We start from the raw sequence: 23,076 nt of genomic DNA on the forward strand, positions 1-23,076 counted from the left end.
GCTCAAACGTTGGATAGAATCGGTATTTGTAAGCTCGTTTAGTCATTTTTACAAACATATTATCTTTTGTGTAAGGATTCAAGCTTTTGCCAGTCCTATCGGACTGGTCGCTATCTATCTCCACCCAAGCTCTGCGAGCTATGGATGGAGTATTCCGCGAGAATTGATAAAAAAGTTCCAGCCGTCGGGGGAGAGACGACTGGAGCGATAAGCTCCGCCACAAAAAGGCAGAGTGTTCGCAGTCACTCAACACACAAGGAGTGCTGTGAGAGAAAATGGCAGCCTTAAGACACTCGTCCAATGCCTGGCTTTCTTTGAGGCAAAAAAAAACCAGTTACCGAAGGGGGGGGGTGGTAACTGGTTCATTGCAGGCTACGTCGGGGAACACAGCACTGCTTTTATTGCCAACACTCAACACACAAGGAGTTTGCAGAAAGGATTTTTTCCTCTCTACATATATTGAGACAACAGAATCTGAAAAAAGTTCCCGAAAGATGAATTTTTTTTTGTTTTTTTTCTGGCAGGTATCCAGGAAAAAAAACCGGCGACCAAGGGGGACGGTCACCGGTTTATTGCACACTGTGCCGGGGCACAGCACTGCTATTATTGCCAACACTCAACACACAAGGAGTTTGCAGGAGGTTTTTTCCTCGCTACATATATTGAGACAACAGAATCTGAAAAAAGTTCCCAATGATGTGAAAAAAATACAAAATTCTTAAGCATCATGAAATTTTCAGGGAGACGATTATCATCAGAGAAGCTTCAGTGAGCTTCATCCCAGTTGTATCCATTGCCCGCTTCAACCAGCAATGGCACATTCAGCTCTGCGGCTTGGGACATCTTCTCTACGATGCCGTCTTTTACGACCTCAAGCTGATCTTCCGCAACTTCCAGCACCAGCTCATCGTGCACTTGCATAATCATTCTGGCATCCAGATCACTCTTTAAAAGCCACTGATCCACTCGGGCCATCGCTTTTTTTATGATATCTGCAGCCGTTCCCTGCATTGGGGCGTTGATAGCAGTGCGCTCAGCTGCCTGACGACGCATACCATTGCGGGCATTGATTTCCGGAAGGTATAGCCTTCGCCCAAACAAAGTCTCAACATACCCTGTCTCTCTGGCAGACTCTTTCGTTCGATCCATATAGTGAAGAACACCTGGGTAACGATCGAAATAAAGATCGATGTACTCTTGTGCAGACTTTCTGGAAATACCCAGCTGTTTGGCCAATCCGAAAGAAGACATCCCGTAGATCAGACCAAAGTTAATCGCCTTGGCACTTCTGCGCTGATCAGAACTGACCTCTTCCAGTGCGACACTGAAGACTTCCGCAGCCGTGGCTTTGTGAATATCCAGACCCTGATCAAAGGCTTCCAGCAAACCGGCATCATTAGAAAGATGTGCCATGATTCTCAGCTCTATCTGTGAATAGTCAGCGGCAATCAACTGATACCCTTCAGGCGCGACAAAGGCCTGACGAACCCTGCGTCCTTCCTCGGTACGAATAGGAATGTTCTGAAGGTTTGGATCAGAGGAGGACAAACGACCTGTTGCTGTTACCGCCTGATGATAAGAAGTATGAATTCTTCCAGTGGCTGGATTGATCATCTGGGGCAACTTATCGGTGTAAGTCGACTTCAACTTGCTCAGGCCACGATGCTCAATCAGGAGCTTCGGCAGGGGATAATCCAATGCCAGCTCCTGAAGCACGTCTTCTGCGGTAGAAGGCTGTCCTTTAGGCGTTTTCTTGATGACCGGCAGACCCAATTTCTCAAACAAAATCGTCTGCAACTGCTTGGGAGATGCCAGGTTAAAAAGCTCTCCCGCTTCATCATGGGCCTGCTTTTCAAGCTCATGGAGACGCTTCCCAAGCTCCATACTCTGCTGTCCCAGCAGGCGGCCATCCACCTTGGCTCCCTGTCTTTCCATCCGCGACATAACGCCTACCAGTGGCATTTCTATGTCACGAAATACAGAGCACAGAGACTGCTCAAGCTCCAGCTGAGGCGAAATCGTTTCATGCAGTCTCAGGGTAATGTCGGCATCTTCTGCGGCGTAGGGTGCTGCTGTTTCAAGATCAATCTGGTTGAAGGTGAGCTGCTTTTTACCTTTGCCAGCAATCTCTTCAAAGGTGATGCATTGATGGTCGAGGTATTTCTGAGCCAGACTGTCCATATCATGGCGGGTAGCGGTTGAGTTCAACACATACGACTCAAGCATGGTATCCCAGTAGATACCTTCCAGACTGATATCATAGTTAGCCAGTACACTTTTATCGTATTTCAGGTTCTGGCCTACTTTTTTCCTGTCAGGATTCTCCAGCAACGGTTTAATCTGCTCCAGCACCCAGTTTCGATCCAGCTGATCGGGTGCACCAACATAGTCATGAGCTACTGGCACATAGGCTGCCTTACCCGCTTCTACAGCAAAAGAGAGTCCGACCAGTTCCGCTTCCATATAATCCAGGCTGGTGGTTTCGGTATCAAAAGAAAACAGTTCCGAGTCATTCAATACGTTCAGCCAACGGCCAAAGGTCTCTTTATCAAGAACCGTCTCATATTCAGCATGAATAGCAGGCCTGACGGGCTCAGGTTCTGCACCTCCGCCCATGCCTTTTTCCAGTTCAGCGATCATGGAACGGAATTCATACTCTTTGTACAGAGTCAACAGAGCTTCTTTGTCAATGGGTTCCGCTTTCAGATCTTCAATCGCAACAGGCAACGCCACATCGGTTTTGATGGTGGCCAGATCCCGGGAGAGCAAGACAATATCTTTATGTTCTTCAAACTTACTGGCAAAATTTTTGCTGCCCCTGAAGCCCAGGGCAGGTACTTCTTCCAGACGTCTTGCAATCTCATCAATACCACCAATCCCCTGTAACAGAGCCAGAGCGGTTTTCTGCCCAACACCGGGCATACCGGGAATATTGTCACTGGAGTCACCCATCAGGGCCAGGTAATCAATAATCAGGTGAGCAGGAATACCAAACTTGTCCACGACGCCGTCCAGATCGGTACGGGTATCATTCATGGTATCGATCAAAGTCACATGCCCGGAAACCAATTGAGCAATGTCCTTGTCACCGGTTGAGATGACGGTATCAATTTTCTTCTCTGTGGCTTCTTTGGCCAGTGTGCCAATGACATCGTCCGCTTCTACGCCATCAATCATCAACAATGGCATACCCAGGGCACGAACCATTTCGTGAATCGGCTGAACCTGTGAGCGCAGATCGTCCGGCATGGGCTTGCGGGTGGCCTTGTAATCTTCGTACATATCGTGCCGGAAGTTTTTCCCCTTGGCATCAAAGACCACTGCCACCGGACTGCCCGGATACTCCTTAAGCAGACTCTTCAACATGTTCGTCATCACACGGATAGCCCCTGTTGGACGACCGTCTGATGTTCTCAGGTTCGCTCGTTCTGAAGCATGGAAAGCCCGATAGAGGTAAGAAGACCCATCTACGAGCACAAGGGGCGTACAGGCTTGATCTGACATTGCTGAATTGATCTCTGGTTAATGGGTAACAGTAGCATTCAGACATTGATGTGGGTGAACACCGAGAGCTACAGCCTCCCAAATATTGGAGTAGACTGCTATTCTAATCCCTTTTTCCCGCTAGACACATGGTTATTCCTTGAGGCGCGCGATGAAATCAATAACAGGTTCACTGGCTTTTGCGACAATCATGTCTTTATTTCTCGTCGGCTGTGCCAGCTCTCCACCGTCCACTAACCCAACAGAAGCTGCATTGGAAAAGCCTCCCAAAGTTGTTCAACCTGAATCGGCAACAATCAGCAAAGAAGATTTTGAAAAAATCCCTAAAAATCTGCGTCCCGAAGATCTGGAGCAAAGGCATGACACCACTGTGGTCATTCGTTCCGGCGACAATGAAACCATCAGGGAATACCGGATAAATGGTTTTCTTTATGGTATTCAGGTTATCCCCAAAGTGGGCGAACCTTATTACCTCATTGCAGCAGATCACATGGGCAACTTTATAGACCCCACCAAACCCGAGATGTTGATTCCGTCCTGGACTATTTTTCGGTGGAAGTAGATAGCTGAGCCTTCCCCTGTGATGGCGTCTCAGAAAAATCTGACAAAGCTAACTGTGACCGAAGAGCACTCCCGTCCGGTTCTTCGAGAGTATTATTTCGATTATAAATAGAAGTTTGGTTATAATATAACATCGTTCATTCGCTACCTTTCATTGTCATGACCAGTGTCCACCAGCCTCACGATCATCACCACTGTATTTCAGGAGCTTTGCAGGAAGCTCGTACTCTCTGTCAACAGAGGGGAGCCAGGCTGACCCATCTCCGTGAGAAAGTACTGGAACTGATCTGGCAAAGTCATCAGCCCGTGGGAGCCTATGACATTCTTGCCGAACTGGCTAAGCAGGAAGAACGGGTGGCCCAACCCCCCACCGTTTATCGCGCCCTTGATTTCCTGATGGAGCAGGGTCTGATTCACCGTCTATCCTCACTTAACGCTTTTATTGGATGCCCCCACCCCGGCACAAAACATAACAGCTGTTTTCTGATCTGCCAGAACTGCCGCGTGACACAGGAAATCGATCATCAGGCCATTAATCAGTCCATTACCTCTTGTGCCTTTGATCAGGGATTCAAAATCACTGATGCCGCAATTGAACTCACCGGTTTATGCTCAAACTGCCAGAAATCCCGGGAGTCATTATGAGTTCAGACAAAGACAATAAAACAGCAACAACCAAGGATCTGAGTAAACCTATGTCTGAAGAAACATTGATCAGACTGAACAACATCCATGTTGCTTTTCGGGAACGAGAAGTCGTTACCGATATTTCACTGGACGTGGAAGCTGGTGAAATCGTGACCCTGATAGGCCCGAATGGAGCTGGTAAAACGACACTGGTCAGAGTTGTTCTGGGTCTGCTGTCTCCTGATTCCGGAAGCCGTTCGGTAAAAGAAGGTCTGCGTATCGGCTATATGCCTCAAAAATTGCATGTTGACGAAAGCATGCCCCTGAGCGTAAGACGCTTTCTTTCCCTGACAGGACAGTCAGAAAAACACATTTGTTCGGCACTGGCAAGAACCGGTGTCGCCCACGTCATGAACTCACCGGTTCATTCACTTTCAGGCGGAGAGCTGCAGCGAACATTGTTAGCCAGGGCATTGCTGAACAGACCTCATCTGCTGGTGCTCGATGAACCGGTTCAGGGTGTGGATGTCAATGGCCAGAAAGAGCTTTATCATCTGATTACCGAACTCAGAAATGGGAGCAGCCCCGAGCTGAAAGACGGCTGCTCTGTTTTAATGGTCTCCCATGACCTTCATCTGGTGATGGCTTCAACAGATCGGGTTATTTGTCTGAACCAGCATCTCTGTTGCTCAGGCCACCCCCATCAGGTTCGTCAACACCCTGCTTACCTGAAGCTTTTTGGTGGAGAGTCCGAAGAGCTGGCTATCTACACCCACCATCATGATCATGAACATACCGTTGATGGTCATATCATCCACAAGAATGACAATAGGAGCACTCATGCCTGAACTGCTCCTTACCGCACTGCTGGCAGGATCAGGGGTTGCCATAGTGGCAGGACCTCTGGGTTGTTTTGTTGTCTGGAGGAAGATGGCCTACTTTGGCGATACTCTCTCTCATTCGGCACTGCTGGGCGTAGCCTTGGGGTTGCTGCTCGATATTGATCTTAACCTGACCATCATAGTGTGTTCGCTGTTTCTTGCTGTTCTTCTGGTCTCGCTTCAGGAACAACAAAAAATGGCATCCGACACGTTACTGGGAATACTTGCCCATAGCAGTCTTTCCCTGGGCCTTGTTGCAGTCAGTTTTTCCGAGAACGTCCGAATCGACATGATGTCTTACCTGTTTGGAGACATTCTGGCGACCGCACCTACAGACCTGCTCTGGATATACGGCGGCGGCGCACTGGTCCTCACCACACTGGCCTGGCTGTGGCGGCCCCTTCTGGCCATGACCATTCATGCAGAGCTGGCACAGGTTGAAGGTTTTCCAGTTAAAAGAACCAAACTGATTCTGACCTTACTGATGGCCCTGGTCATTGCTGTGGCTATGAAAATTGTTGGTGTACTTCTGATCACTTCTTTAATGATTATTCCAGCCGCAACAGCCCAGAGGTTTTCCCGAACACCAGAACAAATGGCGATCATTGCCGGCATCATTGGTTTACTGAGCGTTGCAGGAGGACTGACTGCCTCCTGGCAGCTGGATACCCCATCAGGACCTTCCGTTGTCGTCTGTAGCTTCCTGATTTTTGTTCTGGGTTTGAGCTTCAAGCGCAGCTGACGAGATTAGTCCTGATACAATTCATCCACGCCCACCATCACCCGTGCCAGCTTGTCTGAATCCAGGGGTGGGCGAATAAAGCCGTGATAATCCCCCCTCGGATTGATGATGACCAGGTTGGCGCCATGATCCACCAGGTAATACTCATCCACCGGATCAATGACCGGTGTGTAGGGGATGTTCATTTGTACGGTCAGGTTATGGATATCTTTCTGGTTGCCCGTCACTCCCACAAAATCAGGGTTGAAGTGAGGGACGTAGCCATTCAGCTTCTCCACAGTGTCCCTGCGAGGATCCACTGTCACCATAAAATAGTGCATTTTCTTCGCGATTTCAGGGTTATCCTTCTTCAACAGTTTATCCATCTGGTTCAACTGACCCAACGTAGTGGGGCAGATGTCCGGGCAAAAGGTATAGCCAAAGTACACCAGAGACCATTTCCCTTCGAGATTAGCCTCAGTAAAAGGCTGACCCTTGTTATCCACCATGCCCTTCATTTCAAAGGTCCGTGGCTTGTCAAAAACCACTGCCCCCATCCGCTGCAAGTGCTCCAGTGTGAGCGATGGTTTGTTCATGTATTTGTAGAATGTCAGACCCATAATGACCGCGACAATAGCCACCAGAATCAATACTGTTTTATTCACGCTGTTTTTCATCCCGGATGCCATGAAAAATCCTTTGAGCCTTCAGCCTCAGTCTAACCGATAGCCTGTTAAAGCCATAAATAGAACGCATAATGATCCAGCAGCAGTACCACGAAGAGCAACATCAAATAAGTAATGGAATACTTGAATGTCTTGATAGCAGCATGGGGCCTGCTTTCTTGCAGGAGAGCAATAGCCCAGTAAAGAAACCGCCCTCCGAGAATCAATGCACCCGCCAGATAAAGAATGCCACTCATACCGGTCAGGAAAGGCAAAACACTGACCAGGACCATAATCACGGTGTACAGCAAAATATGCAGCTTGGTGTAAGCCTCACCGTGCGTCACCGGCAACATGGGAATGTCGGCCTTGGCATATTCAGCTTTGCGATGGATAGCCAAAGCCCAGAAGTGGGGTGGCGTCCAGGCAAAAATAATCAAAACCAGAAGTAAGGCATTACCTTCAAAGTGTCCGGTCACTGCCGTCCATCCCAGCAGGGGAGGGGAGGCACCGGCAATCCCGCCAATGACAATATTCTGTGGGGTCGCACGCTTTAAAATCAGAGTGTAAACCACGGCATAGCCCATCAGTGAGGCCAGTGTCAGCCAGGCGGTCAAAGGGTTGACCAGAAACACCAGAATTCCTATGCCCAACACACCCAGAGTAAAGGCAAACAGCAAAGCCTGAAGCGGCTCAACTCGCCCTGTGGCTATCGGTCTCTTGTGGGTTCTGGCCATCACCGAATCAATCTGTCGGTCGACCACATGATTGATCACTGCGGCGGATGCAGCCGAGAGGGCAACACCCAGATTACCAAAGATGAGAATATCCATAGGTACCATGCCCGGCGTCGCCAAACACATACCAATCACCACCGTCAGAACCATCAGGGCGACCACTCTGGGTTTGGTCAGCTCAAGATAATCACGCCAGTGAACGGATTCCTGAAGGGATGCGCCGCCCTGCTTTTGAATGATCTTACTCATGATTGAACCTCACTGAATCCTTCAGACACGTTCAGACGGAAGTTGAGAGCGACCAGAATCAGCAACAAAACCGCACCTCCCAGGTTATGAGCCACCGCCACTGAAAGTGGCAGGCTGCCCAGAATGTTACTGATCCCCAAAGTGACCTGTACCAGCAGAGCCAACAGCATCAGTGTAGCCAGCACTATCAGGCTGCTTCGGTTACTAGACGACTGAGCATTACTATATCGAAGTATCTGCATAAACAGAAACAGCAGCAACACGGTCGTCACCAGTGCCCCCAATCGATGTAAAAAATGTATCGCGGTCCGTGCTTCAGAGTCCATTTTCCCACCCAGATAATTCGGGCCAATGGACTGACTGAAATTCAAACCTTCTGCAAAATCAGCACCGGGCAGCCATTGCCCCTGACACATGGGGAAATCAGGACAGGCCAGAGCCGCATAATTGGAACTGGTCCAGCCCCCCAATGTGATCTGCAAAATCACCACTAACAGCCCGACCGCAGCTAACCCTCTCAAGCGATCTTTCTGTTCAGAGGAGGGGAGTTTTTCCCAACACAATCCGGACAAACGAAGGGTCATCAGAAACAACAAACTGAACGTAGCAAAACCACCCAAAAGATGTGCCGTCACCACTTGGGGCCAGAGCTTCAAGGTCACGGTCCACATTCCGAATGCCGCCTGCAGAATAATCAGCCCCAGAATGAATATAGGCAGCTTTAATGGCTGCCCAGGCTCTTGTCGGTTCCGAAAGGCTTGAATAGCGATCATCAGAACCAGCAGCAGTAGAGAGCCTGCTACATATCGATGCACCATTTCTGCCCAGCCTTTGTCCACCTCAACCGGCGCATGGGGAAAAAGTGTTTCCGCTATGGCTATTTCCTGCGCTGTTTCAGGCACTGTCAGGAAGCCATAACATCCTGGCCAGTCAGGACAACCCAACCCTGCATGAACCAGTCGTGTATAAGCCCCTAACCCGACAACCACAGCGGCCAGCAAGGTTGCGAACAGAGAGAGATAAAAACCCGTTCTCTGTCGCTTTGTCTGGCTTATTGTTTTTGTAATCGATGCTGTTGTCATGGAACACCTTTCAATGTCAGCCAATGTTTGATGCTTTAAGCAACTTCCTCAAGTCTTTTAATAAATCTCCACCGTACTGCCCTGGCTGATACTTCATCATGATATTCCCCAAGGGGTCAACGATGTAAAAGCCATTCGTTGGCCACGCTCTTTTTTCACCCGGTTTTTTACCCAGAGTGTTCAACACCGATTCTTTACGACTGCCCAACCAGATCAGATCAGGATGTTCACTGAGTACACGCTGGTTCAATTCAGGATTGGATGAGGAAGAGATAAAAAGCCGGACGACCCGGTCGCTGTCTCTGCCGAGCGCCAGATGAGCCTGACGGGTTTGATAGAGCGTTTCCTGACAGGCCTGATCGGAGCAGGCATCGTCACCAAATACCAGAATCCCCCAGCGACCCTCCAGTGCCTGCTGGTCAAACATTTCATTATTTTTCTCAAGCATCATACTTTGGAAGCTGGCGGGGGGTAATAGCAGCTCTCCCTTATTCGTACGACCATCCGGCACAAACTGCGTACCGAAGAAATAAAAGTACCAAGCCAACCCCATAGCCAGAGAAGGCATGAGAATGACCAGAGCCAGTTGCCAGCGACTTTTTGCTTTCTTTACTCTTTTCATTCTTATAATACCCGGTTGATTAAATAGTCATATTTCTACATTCAAAATTTAAAAGGAATCCGGATCATCACTAGCTTGCTCGAGGCCCATAAGGGAATAACCGGGTTCTCCATATTTGGGAGGTCCCATAAACCGTAACACAAACGGCAACCAGGTTATTTTTGCCGGTGTCTGCAGTAAAATATCGCCGTCGACCTGAATAGAAAGCGGTGTCTCATCCTGATGTTCAATGTCCAATTGAGTAAAGACAAGCGCTCGTTGACCTGACCAATTACGTAATCTCTCCATAGTCGTCCAAACCAGACCTGACCAATTGAGTAATCTGCCTATAGTCATCTGAATAAATGTCCATATAGGATGCATCCTCTGCTGACTATAAAGCACCTTCCCCCGCGTACAGAACGGCTTCATATAATTAAAAAGGGCAATTCCTCCTCCGAACGTTGGCCCTGTACTCGCAGCCAGAAAATTCAATGGAATATTGAACCTGCCTTTATCAGAAGTGCACCTGACCATGGGTGTATTCCATCTCATGGCTGAACTGATGGCTAACATTGCAGAAGCCATACTTCTGGGTGAATACCTGAGCAGTCGGCTTGGTCGCTCACCACTGTCGTGATCGTTTTTATTTTTTGTCATCTGAGTCGTCACACCCAGATTAAACCCGCTCACTGCCAGAACCGTTTGCTTCTCACAACTGCCTGTTTGACAACCTTCAATTTTGTAGGCACCAAAGGGCATAGAGGCTCCGTAAACCAGCGACCGAAGGGCATGCATCGGGTTACACAGTTTGAGTGTTCTCGCTATATCGTTTCCCTTGCCCGCCGGTATCACACCAATAACAACTTGCGGTTCACTTGCCAGACCCTGAACCACCTCGCGGACGGTGCCATCCCCACCAACGGCAACCAACAATAACTGATCTTCCTCAGCGTGTTGCCCCTGCTGCCAGTCCTCATATGCCTGCACTGCCAGGTACGTTGCATGACCGGCGTTTTCTGTAAAAAACACTTCAAATGTCGCTTGTTCCTGAGCAGCAGCCTGGTCTTGTGAGCCGACTGCTGTGTAGTACAGGTTGACAGCTTCTTCAATTCTGTCCCAGACCCTGGCACCTTTACCATTATTACTTGCAGGATTAACGATAAAGCAGACATGGCGAATCGTTGCAAATCCGTTTACAGGAACAAGAAATACAAAAAGCAGCAGGCCAGATAAACAAAAAACTTTGCTATTCACAGTGAGCTATCCTCTTTTCTGTTAGTCGCGTATACCTGTCCATAACCGCCACGTTCAAAATTTAAATGGAATCCTGCCTTTCCTTCGCTCTTTCATCCTCCGCTTCTTCAAGGTACATTCCGTGATAACCGTGATCACCAAATACGGGGGGTCTCAAAAACCGGAACACTTCCGGCAACCAGATTATTCGTGCCGGCGTTTGCAGTAAAATATCACCATCAACCTGGATATCCTGAGGTGTCTCTTTCACGTGCTCAATGTCCAATTGAGTAAACTGAGCCCGTTTCAGACCTGACCAATTGAGTAATCTCTGCATAGCGACCTGAGCAAGTGTCCAAAGGGGGGGATCCCATTTCTCACCATAAAGCAGCTCTCCCCGCTTACTTTCCGCTCTCTCGCCATATAAAAAGCCAAACTCGCCCCCGATCGTAGGCCCCGTCGCCCCTCCAGCCATAATATTCAAGGGGATATGGAACCTGCTACCCCCATCAATACTGCACTTGACCATAGGTGTATTCCATCTCATTGCAGAAGTGAAGTCTGATAGCGAATAGACCCTACTTCCGGGTGAAAAGCTCATCAGGCGACCCGCTCGCTCACCGCTCTGGTAATCGTTTTCCCTTTTTTTCACTTGAGTCGTCACACCCAGATCAAACTCATTGACAGCCAGAACCGTTTTCTTCTGGCAACTTCCTCTTTCACAAGCTTCAATTTTATAAGCACCTAAAGGCAGAGCGGTCCCATAAACCAGTGTCCGAAGGGCTCGAGCCGTGTCACGCAATCGAAGTGATCTCGCTATATTGTTTCCCGTACCCGCCGGTATAACCCCAAAAACAACCTGCTCCCGGTGAGCTTCCAGACCCTGAACCACCTCATGAACAGTGCCATCCCCTCCCACTGCAACCATTAATAACTGGTCAGGAATTCGGCTCCCTTCGCGCTGCCCTTGCTGCCAGCTCTGGTACGCTTGCGTTGCCAGCTCCGTTGCATGACCTGCATGTTCTGTAAAAAACACTTCAAATGTCGCTCGTTCCTGAACAGCCGCCTCATCCTGTGAGCCCACTGCTGCGAAATAATGATTGACAGCCTGTTCAATACTTTCCCAGACTCTCGCACCCTGACCGTTATTACTGGTTGGATTAACGATAAAGCAAACGTGGCGTATCTTTGCCAATCCGGTTTCCGGAATCACTGGAAATCGGTTTTTCGGAATCACTGCAAATCCGTTATTCGGAATAAGAAATACAAAAAGCAGCAGTCCATACACATAAAACACTCTGCTATTCACAGTGAATCCCCCCCTTTCCAATCAGGATCATCTCCGGCTTCGTCAAGGTCCATTAAAGCACGACCGAGCTCTCCATATTCGGGGGGTCGCATAAACTGGAACACTGCCCGCAGCCAGGTTATTTGTGCCGGTGTTTGTAGTAAAACATCACCATCGACCTGAATAGAAAGAGGCGTCTCATCCTCGTGTTCAATATCCAATTGAGTAAAGCAAAACCGTTGCAGATCGGACCAATTGAGAAATTTCTCCATAGTCATCTGAATAAGTGTCCAAAAAGGGTTGGTCCTCAGCTGACTAAAAAGCATCTGTCCATGGCAACTGTATGGAGTCATATCGTTAAAAAGGGCAACTCCACCTCCGATCGTTGGTCCTGTCCCCGCTACCAGAAGATTTAAGGGGATACTGAACCTCTCACGATTAATACTGCACCTGACCGTGGGTGTATCCCATGTCATTGCTGAACTGACAGCCAACATTGAATAGGCCACACTTCCGGGTAAGTATCTCAGCAGTCGGCTCGGTCGCTCACCACTGTCGTGATCGTTTTTCTTTTTTGTCATCCGGGTCGTCACACCCAGCCCGAACTCACTCACTGCCAGAACCGTTTTCCGCTCGCAACTGCCTCTTTGACAACCTTCAATTTTGTAGGCACCAAAAGGCATAGCGATTCCATAAACCAGCGTCCGAAGAGCATGCATCGGGCTCCTCAATTGGAGTGTTCTTGCTATATCGTTTCCCTCACCCGCTGGTATAACACCGAACACAACTTGCGGTTGACTTTCAAGACCCTGAACCACCTCATGAACAGTGCCATCCCCACCAACGGCAACAATCAATAAATGACCTTCCTGCTCCAGCTGCCAGTTAAAACTTGCCTGAGCTGCCAGCTCCGTTGCATGACCGGCGTGTTCCGTAAAAAATACTTCAAATGTCGCTTGCACCTGAGCAGCAGCCTGATCTTGCGAGCCGACAGCTGTGAAGTAACGATTGACATCTCTTTGAATACGGTTCCAAACCCTCGCACCCTGCCCATTATTACTGGCAGGATTAACAATAAAGCAGGCGTGGCGAATCACGGCAAACCCGTTTTTCGGAATAAGAAATACAAAAAGCAGCAGGGCATATAAATAAAAAAATCTGCCAGTCACGTTGAGCCATCCTCTTTTTCGTCAGTCCCGGATACCTGTTTATGTTTATGTTGGCTTTGACCCAAGCCTGAGGATCGCATCTGCCAGAGATACAGACCCAGCAGGACCAGAGCCATTAAAAACCATTGAATAGCGTAGCCGAGATGTTTCTGAGAGGTGGTTTTCATTGTCAGAGGGCGAATCAGATAGGTGCCGGGCTGATTCTGTTCCAGCTTAAGAATATAAACGGGTAGAGACTGTCCCAGCGCTTCCCCCATTCGCTCAAAGTTGACGACCTGGATTCGCTTGGGCCATTCTTCCTGCCAGATATCTTCACCCAGTGTGAAGGGGTTCCCCAATAACCGATACAGTTTGCCCCTTAACTCAAGCTCTCCATCGAGTGTTTCGATTTCCGGCAATCGTTCTCTCGATTCAGCAGGCAGCCAGCCTCTGTTGACTAGCAGATACTGACCGTCATTGACCAGAAAAGGCATGATCAGGTCGTAACCGGCACGACCTTCGTGAATCTGGTTATCAAGAAAAAAAGCCCGATCGGAAAGAAAACGACCACGGACACTGACAGGCAGATACATGGAATCAGAGTAACCACTGACATCAGACAGACTGAGTGCAGGCATGGTCTGTCGCTCTGCCAGAGTTCGCTCAAGCTCAAGCTTCTCCTGGTATCGTGACATCTGCCAGAACCCCAGTTTGATCAGCAGGGGTAAAAGCAGCACCACCAACAACGACAACTTAACGCGATAGCTATACTTCGACATCGGGTGCTCTACCAAACTCCACTGTTATTCTGATCTGAATGCCGATAACGTAAGAAAAACAGTTACACCACAGATTTATTTAAAAACCGGTTTAGCAAACTGTTTTTCATAAACTCAGGCTTCAGCAGGGAGCGTTATATGTGGTTAAAAGTTATTATTGTTCTTCTCTTTTTTGCCGTCGTATTCTGCCTGGGCAGAGGTCTGTACTTTCTACTTAAAGGTGATAGCGGTTCCGCCAAAATGGTGAATTCGCTCACTGCCCGGGTTGGCCTGACCGCCCTGATCATGCTGATCATTGTGGTGGCCTGGCTGTTTGGAGATATTCACAGCAACGCTCCCTGGCTGTACCGTTAAACGACCGAAATCGTTCACCGCCACTTCCTTCAGGGAGTGACGGCATTACCTCAAATCAGATAGACAAAAATGAACAGGCCGATCCAGACCACGTCGACAAAGTGCCAGTACCAGCAGGATGACTCAAAAGCAAAATGGTTATCCGGCTCAAAATGCCCCTTATAGATACGAATCAGCATGACCAGTAACATCATGGCACCGAGAGTGACATGTGCCCCGTGAAAGCCGGTCAAAATAAAAAACGTTGAGCCATAAATACCTGCGCTCAAAGTCAACCCAAGCTCATTGTAGGCTTCAGCATATTCTGCAGCCTGAAAGTAAAGGAAGGTAAAACCCAGAATCAGGGTGAGTATCATCCATACCTTAACCTTGGCTCTTTCCGCCTTTCTGAGGGCATGGTGAGCAATCGTCAGGGTGATACTGGAAGCGACCAGTAACAGGGTGTTCAGCAGTGGAAGATGGAAGGGATCGATGACCCCACTGGCTCCCGGAAATGTTTCATTATCTGGATTGGTCATCAGCGGCCAAGCCGCTTCGAACTCTGGCCAGAGGTGTTCATGAGTGGAAGCACCATCTCCCTCACCAGCCAACCAGGGCACGGCGAAGTAACGGATATAGAAAAGCACTCCAAAGAAAGCCGCGAAGAACATGACTTCAGAAAAGATAAACCAGCTCATACTCCAACGGAAGCTCCGGTCCATCTGATCACTGTAGAGCCCTTTGCGGGACTCTTCGATGACGTTACTGAACCAGCCAAACAGCATATAGGCCATGATCAGGGAGCCACCGAAAAACACATAATGTGCAAACGAATCTTTTACCCCGGCAGACATGTCATTCATCATCATGCCTGCACCCAACAGCGTGGTAAAAAGACCTATCGAAGCAATGATCGGCCACTTGCTCTGGGCCGGAACATAATAGGTACCTTCACCTTCTTGCGCCATCAGAATCTCCTCAGGACGGCTGCGTCCTCTCTCCCATTGTCGTCACATCAAACAAGGTGTACGACAACGTTAGTTTGGTGATATGCCGGGGTAATGCCTGATCCACAATAATTCTCAGCGGCATGATTTTTTCTTCGCCTGCTTCCAAAGTCTGGGTGGTGAAGCAAAAACACTCCACCTTGTGCAAATAGTTGGTGGCCTGAAACGGTGAAACACTGGGAATGGCCTGGCCAATCATTCGCTCACCGGTTGGGTTGCGGGCAAAGAACTCCAGCTCTCCAACCTCTCCGGGATGAACTACTACTTCTGTGACGCTGGGCTTGAAGTCCCAGCTCATCTCAGCATTGTTGGTGGCCACAAACTGCACTTTCACACTACGGCTGGTATCTACTTCAGCCGTCTCGGCGTTATACCGGTATGGATTCGGATCGGTTTTGCCGTTGAGACCCGTTACCTTGCAGAACACGTCGTACAGGGGAACCATGGCAAAGCCGAAGCCAAACATACCGCCAGCCACCAGACCTGTCTTGATGACGGTTCTTCGCGACAGGTCGTCCGGGGTATCATCGTCAGCATTCATTCAAACACTTCCCTACCGTTCGGAAAGAAACTCAACCGTATCATAAATATCGCTCATAGAAAGGCCGGTATTCAAGCTATCCAGCATGACGCCCGGCTCTCCATGACAGGCTGCCTTTTCTAAAAAAACATCTCCTTTCCAGCCCCAGAGACTGACCAGTTGACAACTACTATCAACTATCAGGTATTCACCTTTTTGAGCTTTCAGAGCCTCTTGATATTCTTCAAGTTTGGTCTCACAATCCACTTCGCGGATGCCAGGACTGAGCACCTCGACTAAGAACCGTGCGCTATTTTGTATATCCTTGTTATTTCTGGGACCACAATAAACCATAAAATCAGGATATCGATAGCTGACTTTCTGTTTACTTTGAATTCGCAGCTTCATATCACTGACAAACTGATCACACCCCATAGCTTTAGTGCGTGAAAACAAAGCACCAGCAATGTTAGTGATAATGACACCATGATTTCTGTTCCCAACGGCCATATCAAAAATTCTGCCATTGACGTATTCATGACGAATGTCTGAAGACCGCTCCCATTGCAGGTACTGTTCCTCTGGGTAAATTTCCAGAGAGCTATTAGGTTTTGCCAATCCCACTGGTCACACTCCTGACCGCCATTATTGTCTCCTCCATTACAAAAAACCGCCCTGCACAGACCCAACCACTGAAACTCAGCGGACAGCTTTTTACTTCACATCCGGTGGCGTGGTAAAGGTGTGGTAAGGTGCCGGTGAAGGCAGACTCCACTCAAGACCTTCTGCACCTTCCCAACTTTCAGCTTTGGCTTTCTCGCCCCCCTTGATGCACTTGACCACGATAAACAGGAACAGCAGCTGAGTGGTTCCGAACATAAAGCCGCCAATACTGGCAATCATGTTGAAGTCTGCAAACTGCAGGGCGTAATCAGGAATCCGGCGAGGCATGCCTGCCAGCCCGATAAAGTGCATCGGGAAGAAGGTCAGATTCATTCCAATGAAGGACAACCAGAAATGCGTCTTGCCCAGCGTCTCGTCATACATATGACCTGTCCATTTGGGCAACCAGTAATAGACTGCGGCAAAGATGGCAAAAATCGCTCCGGGTACCAGTACATAGTGGAAGTGAGCCACTACAAAATAGGTGTCGTGATACTGGAAGTCAGCAGGGGCGATTGACAGCATCAGTCCGGAAAAACCACCAATTGTGAACAGCACTACGAAAGCAATACTGAACAGCATGGGGGTTTCGAAGGTCATGGCTCCCCTGAACATGGTGGTGACCCAATTAAAGACCTTCACACCGGTGGGCACAGCAATCAACATGGTGGCATACATAAAGAACAGCTCACCCACCAGAGGAATGCCCACGGTAAACATATGGTGCGCCCAGACAATAAACGACAAAAAGGCAATACTTGCGGTGGCGTAAACCATTGAGGTGTAGCCAAACAGGGGTTTCCTTGCAAAAGTTGGCAGAATGGCTGACACAATCCCGAAAGAAGGCAGGATCATGATGTAAACTTCCGGGTGCCCGAAGAACCAGAAAATGTGCTGGAACAGCACAGGGTCACCACCGCCACCGGCGTTAAAGAAGCTGGTGCCAAAGTGGATGTCCATCAACATCATGGTTACAGCACCGGCCAACACTGGCATAACAGCAATCAATAGATAAGCGGTAATCAACCAGGTCCATACGAACAAAGGCATCTTCATCATGGTCATTCCAGGTGCCCGCAGGTTCAGAATGGTGGCGATAATATTGATCGCTCCCATAATCGACGAAATCCCCAGCATGTGGATGGCAAAGATAAAGAAGGTGGTTGACGGTGGTCCATAGGTGGTTGATAGAGGCGCATAGAATGTCCAGCCAAAGTTTGGGCCGCCACCTTCCATAAACAGTGTGCTGATCAGCATTACTGCTGCAAAGGGCAGAATCCAGAAACTCCAGTTATTCATTCTCGGCAGCGCCATGTCTGGCGCACCAATCATCAATGGAATCATCCAGTTAGCCAGACCGACAAAGGCCGGCATAACTGCACCGAATACCATAATAAGACCGTGCATGGTGGTCATCTGGTTAAAGAAGCCGGGATCAACAATCTGCATCCCTGGCTGGAACAGTTCCGCCCGGATGACCATCGCCATCGCACCACCGGTCAGGAACATGATAAAACTGAACCAGAGATACAGGGTGCCAATGTCTTTATGGTTCGTAGTCAGTACCCAGCGCATCAGTCCCCTGGCAGGGCCGTGATGGTCATGATGCTCGCTTGGCTTTTCATTTGAACATGTGTCTGTCACAGCAGTCATGGTTGTATTCCTCACAGTCCAGCCTGATGTGTATTGGTATTCGGCTCATTAGCCGTTGGCTTATCAACGGCAGCGGACCCGCCTGAATGTCCGGTAGCTGACGGTTTGTACTCCCCGGTATTCTTGTATTCCAGAATCTGCTTCGGCGTCACCAGATCACCGGTATTATTGCCCCAGGCGTTTCTTTCATAGGTAATGACTGCCGCCAGATCGACTTCGCTTAACTGGGCAGCAAAGGCCTGCATAGCGGTACCCTTCTTGCCGTTCAGCACAATGTCGATATGGGCTTTGACCTGATCTTTCTCAACGGTCATTTTTGATCCCTTGAGAGCAGGAAACAGCGGTGGCATACCTTCACCATTAACTTGATGACAGGCCGCACAGACTCTTTCGTAAGTATTTTTGCCACGCTCCATCAGCTCAGCCATGGTCCAGTTTTTACTGGTTAACTCACGCTCTCTGGCGGCCAGTGTTTTCTTCTCGGACAACCAGTCTTCATAGTCATCGGGTGACCTGACATCCACCACAATGGGCATAAAACCATGGTCCTTCCCACACAGTTCTGCACATTGACCACGATAAATTCCGGGACGATCGACGTTGGTCCAGGCTTCGTTAATAAAACCCGGAATAGCATCCCGTTTAACGGCAAATGAAGGTACCCACCATGAATGAATAACATCTGCTGCTGTCACCAGGAAACGGATCTTTTTACCCGCAGGTAGTACCAGTGGTTCGTCAACCTCCAGAAGATAGTTGGGGTCTTTGCTGCGAACGTTATAAATCTGTTCCGGTGTTGTTTTGAGATTACTGAAGAAGGACACTCCTTCTCCCAGATACTCGTATTGCCACTTCCATTGATACCCGGTAATTTTGATATCAATTTCAGCTTCATCCGTATCGTAAATATCAATCAGTGTTTTTGTTGCCGGAATTGCCATACCCACCAGAATTAAGAGAGGAATGGTCGTCCACAGTATTTCAACTATCGTACTTTCATGGAAGGGATGGGGCTTAGCGCCTCTTGATTTACGGTGCATGAAAATGGAGTAAAACATAACACCGAATACCAGAATGCCAATGACCACACAAATAATAAATATGGTCATATGCAAGTCGTAAACAGAACGACTGACTGCTGTAACCCCCTCGGTCATATTGACTTTCCAATCAGCTAACAGACGGCTGGGAATCAAAAAGCCTGATAAGATGGTCAAAAAAATCAGGAAAGATTTTCGACTTCCGGAAGGTAAACGAGCGGAATAGACCAGAAATTTTCTTGATCCCGGCCACGACAAAAATGACCGAATGGTTCGAAATACATCGGCATATCCGAAACCCGCCACTGGCACCGTCCAGAGTGGGCGATATTTACCGCTCATGGTTTTTGTCCCGCTCATGGCAGTTTTTATCAAAAGAAAGAGAGCTAGCGCGTGCTGCATCATTCCCTTACATCCCCTGACTGTCCGCCCAGACAGGCGGTGACTTTTTGTTATTATCCAGCAGACCCAAGTCTTGCTTTCAGAGGTGTTGGAGCAGTAAGCGTTATGGCCTGGACGTTCCAGAGCCACGCTTACTGACTTAATTGATTGCCGCTACTACACAGGAGCCATTACAGCATCTTGCCTGAAAACTTCAGTGCACTTTAACCATCAGAGCTTTCGACGACAGAACCTTCAGTCAAACATCGGCCTTTAGTTTGTTTTACCCTTCAGAGGAAAACAAACCAGCACTGCCCATGGTTGCCTGCCGATACTCAGAGTGCCAATATCCAATCGCAAGAGACCACTCAGTAACTGACAATGTCATACTACTTCGGACCCAACCTGCAAAACCCAAAACACAGGAACATCCTGCAAATACTAATACCCTTCAGACGCATCTCGTAAGACATTTAGTCTGACAACAATCGCTCAATGAGTATAGTCCCAGTACCTCATTAAACAACATGATTGCACAAAATGAAAAGAGTCTTTTCAAAAAACATCTTAAACTAAAATGTCACTTGTCGTTTAAATAAGTTATAAGAAATTTAATAGAAAGAAAACTTTTTTGAGCTTCATTCTGATGACTTTTCTGAGCCACCTCAGTTCTGTGTCGCTTATGACAGCTCTAAAATCCATTCAACTGAAAAACAAAATCTTCATTACGCCATAAAGTGATCTCTTCAGAATCATTTCTTCAAGCACATATAGTGCGTCATTTTTTTGACTACACAAGCGCTTGCACTTTTTCATTTTCATCGTGATTTACAGTCTTTTTTTAATTCTAATTTAATGAATAAAAGATCTTATTATTATGAAAAAGAGGTATTTAAAAAGGCTTGTGTTCTGATTGGCACTATGGTCTTTTTAACACCTTCAAGGTGGCGTTGCAGTACCCCAATTAATAGCAACCGCAACGGAGACGAGACAATCATGGACGTGCAGGCAATCAGCAATCTGATCGATTGCGCCCGAAAGCATGAAGAAGGCTCAGGCCACCTTCAGTCGCTTGTCTGTCAGCAGGTGGAGTATTTGCACCACACGATCGAACTTCCCGAAGACATGGCCAGTGAAACACTGCTGAAATTTGCAGTTGAATACATTGACCATATACCTGACTTTCTTGAAGCACTGGACCAGGCTTCAAAGGAACTGGATATTGAGGCTTTCATATCCCCGTTTCTGAGCATTGCCGAAGAAAACTTTCTTGCACCGGTTCTACAGTCCCAAAATAATGTGGGACTGTTTGATCTGCTCGATAAAGCCTACTTTACTCATCGCCTGATTGAAGAAGTAAACGACAGTTACCTGTCCCGAATCGGCTGTACCCTGATCCCGATGAACATGACCTGGGCCAACCTGATCATCCATGCCATTCTGGGTGAAGAGTTCGGCAATGAGCTGGACAAAATTGCTGAGCAGACGGCAAGACATATGATGCGTTCACAGGAGCTATACAATGATCGTATGCTCAAGGACTTCGCCAATAAGCGTAATCCGGAGCAGTGGGTATCAACCTGGTCAAAATGGAATTGCCTGTCCAGCCGGATGGGCATTGAACTGAAGTTTACGTCAGCAGCCTGACCCTGAACGCTGACGATTGAAGTAGACGTTAATGCAGAGGACTGTATTTGAAAGTCGCTTGTTAAACCCCGACAGCCATGGTGCTTCACTAAAGCAAAGCACCTCAGCAGGAATGGTTTATGACAACGTCTGATTTCGAACTCCAGGTTATTGATCCAGTATTCGTACGATCTGAACACCCTTGTCCTTGTTAGCATCATCATCCGACTCACCACCTTCCGGGGAGACCCTCGTCACTGGAGGCTTCCCCGCAAGAGAAGGGTCTTTTTCCATCACATCCGAATAATGGCAATCCACGCACTCGCGATAGTTTTCACCGTTCTCAGTGTACATTCTCACCGAATCCTGCCGACCACAGGAAGGGCAGACGGCTCCGGCAATAAATCTTTTCGTTGTCATAACTCTGAGGCCTACAGCGCATAGATGACCATGGCGCATAAAAAAATAACGAGGCTTCAAGACCCGGTGGCCTCAAAACCTTTGACTCATGATCGTCTGATCAGGAGATACCCGAATGGCGCAGCAAGGCATCCACTTCTGGCTCACGGCCCCGGAAATTCACAAACAGCTCCATCGGCTCGGCTGAACCGCCTTTTTCCAGAATTTCCTCAAGAAAGGACTCACCGGTCTGGCGGTTGAATATACCTGCTTCCTCAAATCGTGAAAATGCATCCGCAGACAGCACCTCAGCCCATTTGTAGCTGTAGTAGCCCGCCGCATACCCCCCCGCAAAAATATGACTGAAGCCATGCTGGAAACGATTGAAGGCCGGAGGCGTGACCACAGACACTTGGCTGCGAACTTCATCCAGTACCGATTGAACCGTTTTCCCTTCGCTATCGCTCTTTAAGAAGTCTTTATGCAGTCTGAAATCAAAGAGCGAGAACTCCAGCTGACGCACCATCATCATGGCGGACTGGAAGTTTTTAGCGGCCAGCAGCCTGTCCAACTTATCCTTTGGCAGGGGTTCACCTGTTTCAAAGTGGCCGGAGATAAGAGCCAGACTTTCTTCTTCCCAGCACCAATTCTCAAGGAACTGACTGGGCAGTTCTACCGCATCCCAGGCTACGCCATTGATTCCGGATACTGCAGAATAATCAACCCGGGTCAGCATATGATGCAGGCCGTGACCAAACTCATGGAACAGGGTCACCACTTCATCGTGTGTCAGCAGGGCAGGTTGGTTCCCAACCGGTGGCGTGAAGTTGCAAGTCAGGTAGGCCACTGGCAGCTGGACTTTGTCGCCAATCTTGCGACGCACCCGGCACTCACCCATCCAGGCACCGCCCCGCTTGTGTTCACGGGCATAAAGGTCGAGATAGAATCGACCAATCACACCGCCATCACGAATGACATTGAAGAAACCAACGTCTTTGTGCCAGGTTTCAACGTCGGTCACCTTTTCAAAGGTAATACCGAATAGGCGCTCCACGACAGAGAACATGCCATTCACTACTTTCTCAGCCGGGAACCAGGGACGCAACTCTTCCTGAGAAATAGCGTAGCGTTGCTGCCTGAGCTTCTCGGCATAGTAACCAATGTCCCAGGCCTGCAAATCATCAGCACCATGCTCTGCTTTGGCAAACGCTCTCAGTTCATTCAGTTCTTTTTCTGCCTGAGGCTTACTCTTACTGGCCAGATCTTCCAGAAACGCCATGACCTTATCAGTAGAGTCAGCCATTTTGGTCGCCAGTGAGGATTCTGCATAATTGTTTAAACCCAGCAATTCGGCTAGCTCCTGACGCAGTTTGAG

At 48.6% G+C, this 23,076-nt stretch carries 22 protein-coding genes; 6 read left to right on the forward strand and 16 right to left on the reverse strand.

Features of this window, described 5'->3' with window-relative positions; genetic code table 11:
• Positions 1-765 precede the first annotated feature (765 nt).
• The gene (polA, locus tag KDK19_RS17845; protein WP_257281624.1) at positions 766-3,504 is read right to left on the reverse strand and encodes a DNA polymerase I; all 2,739 of its coding nucleotides are present in this window, start codon (positions 3,502-3,504) and stop codon (positions 766-768) included.
• Positions 3,505-3,655: 151 nt separating this feature from the next.
• Between polA and KDK19_RS17850 the strand changes: the two genes are divergently transcribed.
• From KDK19_RS17850 to znuB, 4 genes are all read left to right on the forward strand, one after another.
• Positions 3,656-4,066 carry a DUF2782 domain-containing protein gene (locus KDK19_RS17850; protein ID WP_257281623.1) on the forward strand — a complete coding sequence of 137 codons (411 nt, stop codon included), beginning with the start codon at positions 3,656-3,658 and terminating at the stop codon, positions 4,064-4,066.
• 158 nt (positions 4,067-4,224) lie between these two features.
• The gene (locus KDK19_RS17855) at positions 4,225-4,710 is read left to right on the forward strand and encodes a Fur family transcriptional regulator (RefSeq protein WP_257253355.1); all 486 of its coding nucleotides are present in this window, start codon (positions 4,225-4,227) and stop codon (positions 4,708-4,710) included.
• A gap of 50 nt (positions 4,711-4,760) precedes the next feature.
• Complete coding sequence (znuC, locus tag KDK19_RS17860; protein ID WP_257253357.1) at positions 4,761-5,540, forward strand: zinc ABC transporter ATP-binding protein ZnuC; 780 nt, start codon at positions 4,761-4,763, stop codon at positions 5,538-5,540.
• Positions 5,533-6,315: a zinc ABC transporter permease subunit ZnuB gene (gene znuB, locus KDK19_RS17865; protein ID WP_257253353.1), complete on the forward strand. Its 783-nt coding sequence runs from the start codon at positions 5,533-5,535 to the stop codon at positions 6,313-6,315. The genes znuC and znuB overlap by 8 nt, the downstream gene beginning before the upstream one ends.
• Positions 6,316-6,320: 5 nt before the next feature.
• Here the strand turns inward: znuB and KDK19_RS17870 are convergent, their stop codons facing one another.
• The 8 genes from KDK19_RS17870 to KDK19_RS17905 all read right to left on the reverse strand — a co-directional run bounded on the left by KDK19_RS17870 (position 6,321) and on the right by KDK19_RS17905 (position 14,079).
• Entirely contained in the window at positions 6,321-6,983 is a 663-nt protein-coding gene (locus KDK19_RS17870; RefSeq protein ID WP_257253350.1) for an SCO family protein, read from the reverse strand.
• A 44-nt stretch (positions 6,984-7,027) separates the two neighbouring features.
• Positions 7,028-7,945, reverse strand: coding sequence for a heme o synthase (gene cyoE, locus KDK19_RS17875; protein ID WP_257253349.1), 918 nt, complete (start codon positions 7,943-7,945; stop codon positions 7,028-7,030).
• Positions 7,942-9,027: a heme A synthase gene (locus tag KDK19_RS17880; RefSeq protein WP_257281622.1), complete on the reverse strand. Its 1,086-nt coding sequence runs from the start codon at positions 9,025-9,027 to the stop codon at positions 7,942-7,944. Before KDK19_RS17880 ends, cyoE begins: the two co-directional genes overlap by 4 nt.
• 16 nt (positions 9,028-9,043) lie before the next feature.
• Positions 9,044-9,649: a hypothetical protein gene (locus tag KDK19_RS17885; RefSeq protein ID WP_257281621.1), complete on the reverse strand. Its 606-nt coding sequence runs from the start codon at positions 9,647-9,649 to the stop codon at positions 9,044-9,046.
• 48 nt (positions 9,650-9,697) lie between these two features.
• The gene (locus KDK19_RS17890) at positions 9,698-10,885 is read right to left on the reverse strand and encodes a diacylglycerol kinase family protein (protein WP_257281620.1); all 1,188 of its coding nucleotides are present in this window, start codon (positions 10,883-10,885) and stop codon (positions 9,698-9,700) included.
• Positions 10,886-10,946: 61 nt separating this feature from the next.
• Positions 10,947-12,173: a diacylglycerol kinase family protein gene (locus tag KDK19_RS17895; RefSeq protein WP_257253343.1), complete on the reverse strand. Its 1,227-nt coding sequence runs from the start codon at positions 12,171-12,173 to the stop codon at positions 10,947-10,949.
• Complete coding sequence (locus KDK19_RS17900; protein WP_257292504.1) at positions 12,170-13,321, reverse strand: diacylglycerol kinase family protein; 1,152 nt, start codon at positions 13,319-13,321, stop codon at positions 12,170-12,172. The genes KDK19_RS17895 and KDK19_RS17900 overlap by 4 nt, the downstream gene beginning before the upstream one ends.
• A complete protein-coding gene (locus tag KDK19_RS17905) occupies positions 13,318-14,079 on the reverse strand; it encodes an SURF1 family protein (protein ID WP_257253341.1) in 762 nt (253 codons plus the stop codon). Before KDK19_RS17905 ends, KDK19_RS17900 begins: the two co-directional genes overlap by 4 nt.
• A 138-nt stretch (positions 14,080-14,217) precedes the next feature.
• On the opposite strand from KDK19_RS17905, the gene KDK19_RS17910 reads away from it, so the two are divergent.
• Complete coding sequence (locus KDK19_RS17910; protein WP_257292505.1) at positions 14,218-14,433, forward strand: twin transmembrane helix small protein; 216 nt, start codon at positions 14,218-14,220, stop codon at positions 14,431-14,433.
• 50 nt (positions 14,434-14,483) lie between these two features.
• Here the strand turns inward: KDK19_RS17910 and KDK19_RS17915 are convergent, their stop codons facing one another.
• The 5 genes from KDK19_RS17915 to coxB all read right to left on the reverse strand — a co-directional run bounded on the left by KDK19_RS17915 (position 14,484) and on the right by coxB (position 19,700).
• Entirely contained in the window at positions 14,484-15,380 is an 897-nt protein-coding gene (locus KDK19_RS17915; protein WP_257253338.1) for a cytochrome c oxidase subunit 3, read from the reverse strand.
• Positions 15,381-15,390: 10 nt separating this feature from the next.
• Complete coding sequence (locus tag KDK19_RS17920; RefSeq protein WP_257281618.1) at positions 15,391-15,960, reverse strand: cytochrome c oxidase assembly protein; 570 nt, start codon at positions 15,958-15,960, stop codon at positions 15,391-15,393.
• Positions 15,961-15,972: 12 nt separating this feature from the next.
• Complete coding sequence (locus KDK19_RS17925; RefSeq protein WP_257253751.1) at positions 15,973-16,557, reverse strand: Uma2 family endonuclease; 585 nt, start codon at positions 16,555-16,557, stop codon at positions 15,973-15,975.
• A gap of 96 nt (positions 16,558-16,653) precedes the next feature.
• Complete coding sequence (ctaD, locus tag KDK19_RS17930; protein WP_257281617.1) at positions 16,654-18,255, reverse strand: cytochrome c oxidase subunit I; 1,602 nt, start codon at positions 18,253-18,255, stop codon at positions 16,654-16,656.
• A gap of 11 nt (positions 18,256-18,266) precedes the next feature.
• Entirely contained in the window at positions 18,267-19,700 is a 1,434-nt protein-coding gene (gene coxB, locus KDK19_RS17935; RefSeq protein ID WP_257288159.1) for a cytochrome c oxidase subunit II, read from the reverse strand.
• A 972-nt stretch (positions 19,701-20,672) separates the two neighbouring features.
• Here coxB and KDK19_RS17940 point away from each other — a divergent pair.
• Complete coding sequence (locus KDK19_RS17940) at positions 20,673-21,323, forward strand: hypothetical protein (protein WP_257281615.1); 651 nt, start codon at positions 20,673-20,675, stop codon at positions 21,321-21,323.
• A gap of 147 nt (positions 21,324-21,470) precedes the next feature.
• On the opposite strand, the gene KDK19_RS17945 is transcribed toward KDK19_RS17940, so the two are convergent.
• Positions 21,471-21,722 carry a YheV family putative zinc ribbon protein gene (locus KDK19_RS17945; protein WP_257254639.1) on the reverse strand — a complete coding sequence of 84 codons (252 nt, stop codon included), beginning with the start codon at positions 21,720-21,722 and terminating at the stop codon, positions 21,471-21,473.
• Between the two features lie 100 nt (positions 21,723-21,822).
• Positions 21,823-23,076: M3 family metallopeptidase (locus KDK19_RS17950; protein ID WP_257292506.1), on the reverse strand; the 1,254-nt coding region annotated here is incomplete at its 5' end.

Source organism: Endozoicomonas sp. ONNA1 (assembly GCF_024606325.1).
Lineage (GTDB): Bacteria > Pseudomonadota > Gammaproteobacteria > Pseudomonadales > Endozoicomonadaceae > Endozoicomonas_A.

Excerpts from the sequence above, each read along its gene's own strand:
- polA (WP_257281624.1), bottom strand. The coding sequence starts at position 3,504 with ATGTCAGATCAAGCCTGTACGCCCCTTGTGCTCGTAGATGGGTCTTCT.
- KDK19_RS17850 (WP_257281623.1), top strand. The coding sequence starts at position 3,656 with ATGAAATCAATAACAGGTTCACTGGCTTTTGCGACAATCATGTCTTTA.
- KDK19_RS17855 (WP_257253355.1), top strand. The coding sequence starts at position 4,225 with ATGACCAGTGTCCACCAGCCTCACGATCATCACCACTGTATTTCAGGA.
- znuC (WP_257253357.1), top strand. The coding sequence starts at position 4,761 with ATGTCTGAAGAAACATTGATCAGACTGAACAACATCCATGTTGCTTTT.
- znuB (WP_257253353.1), top strand. The coding sequence starts at position 5,533 with ATGCCTGAACTGCTCCTTACCGCACTGCTGGCAGGATCAGGGGTTGCC.
- KDK19_RS17870 (WP_257253350.1), bottom strand. The coding sequence starts at position 6,983 with ATGGCATCCGGGATGAAAAACAGCGTGAATAAAACAGTATTGATTCTG.
- cyoE (WP_257253349.1), bottom strand. The coding sequence starts at position 7,945 with ATGAGTAAGATCATTCAAAAGCAGGGCGGCGCATCCCTTCAGGAATCC.
- KDK19_RS17880 (WP_257281622.1), bottom strand. The coding sequence starts at position 9,027 with ATGACAACAGCATCGATTACAAAAACAATAAGCCAGACAAAGCGACAG.
- KDK19_RS17885 (WP_257281621.1), bottom strand. The coding sequence starts at position 9,649 with ATGAAAAGAGTAAAGAAAGCAAAAAGTCGCTGGCAACTGGCTCTGGTC.
- KDK19_RS17905 (WP_257253341.1), bottom strand. The coding sequence starts at position 14,079 with ATGTCGAAGTATAGCTATCGCGTTAAGTTGTCGTTGTTGGTGGTGCTG.
- KDK19_RS17910 (WP_257292505.1), top strand. The coding sequence starts at position 14,218 with ATGTGGTTAAAAGTTATTATTGTTCTTCTCTTTTTTGCCGTCGTATTC.
- KDK19_RS17915 (WP_257253338.1), bottom strand. The coding sequence starts at position 15,380 with ATGGCGCAAGAAGGTGAAGGTACCTATTATGTTCCGGCCCAGAGCAAG.
- KDK19_RS17920 (WP_257281618.1), bottom strand. The coding sequence starts at position 15,960 with ATGAATGCTGACGATGATACCCCGGACGACCTGTCGCGAAGAACCGTC.
- ctaD (WP_257281617.1), bottom strand. The coding sequence starts at position 18,255 with ATGACTGCTGTGACAGACACATGTTCAAATGAAAAGCCAAGCGAGCAT.
- coxB (WP_257288159.1), bottom strand. The coding sequence starts at position 19,700 with ATGATGCAGCACGCGCTAGCTCTCTTTCTTTTGATAAAAACTGCCATG.
- KDK19_RS17940 (WP_257281615.1), top strand. The coding sequence starts at position 20,673 with ATGGACGTGCAGGCAATCAGCAATCTGATCGATTGCGCCCGAAAGCAT.
- KDK19_RS17945 (WP_257254639.1), bottom strand. The coding sequence starts at position 21,722 with ATGACAACGAAAAGATTTATTGCCGGAGCCGTCTGCCCTTCCTGTGGT.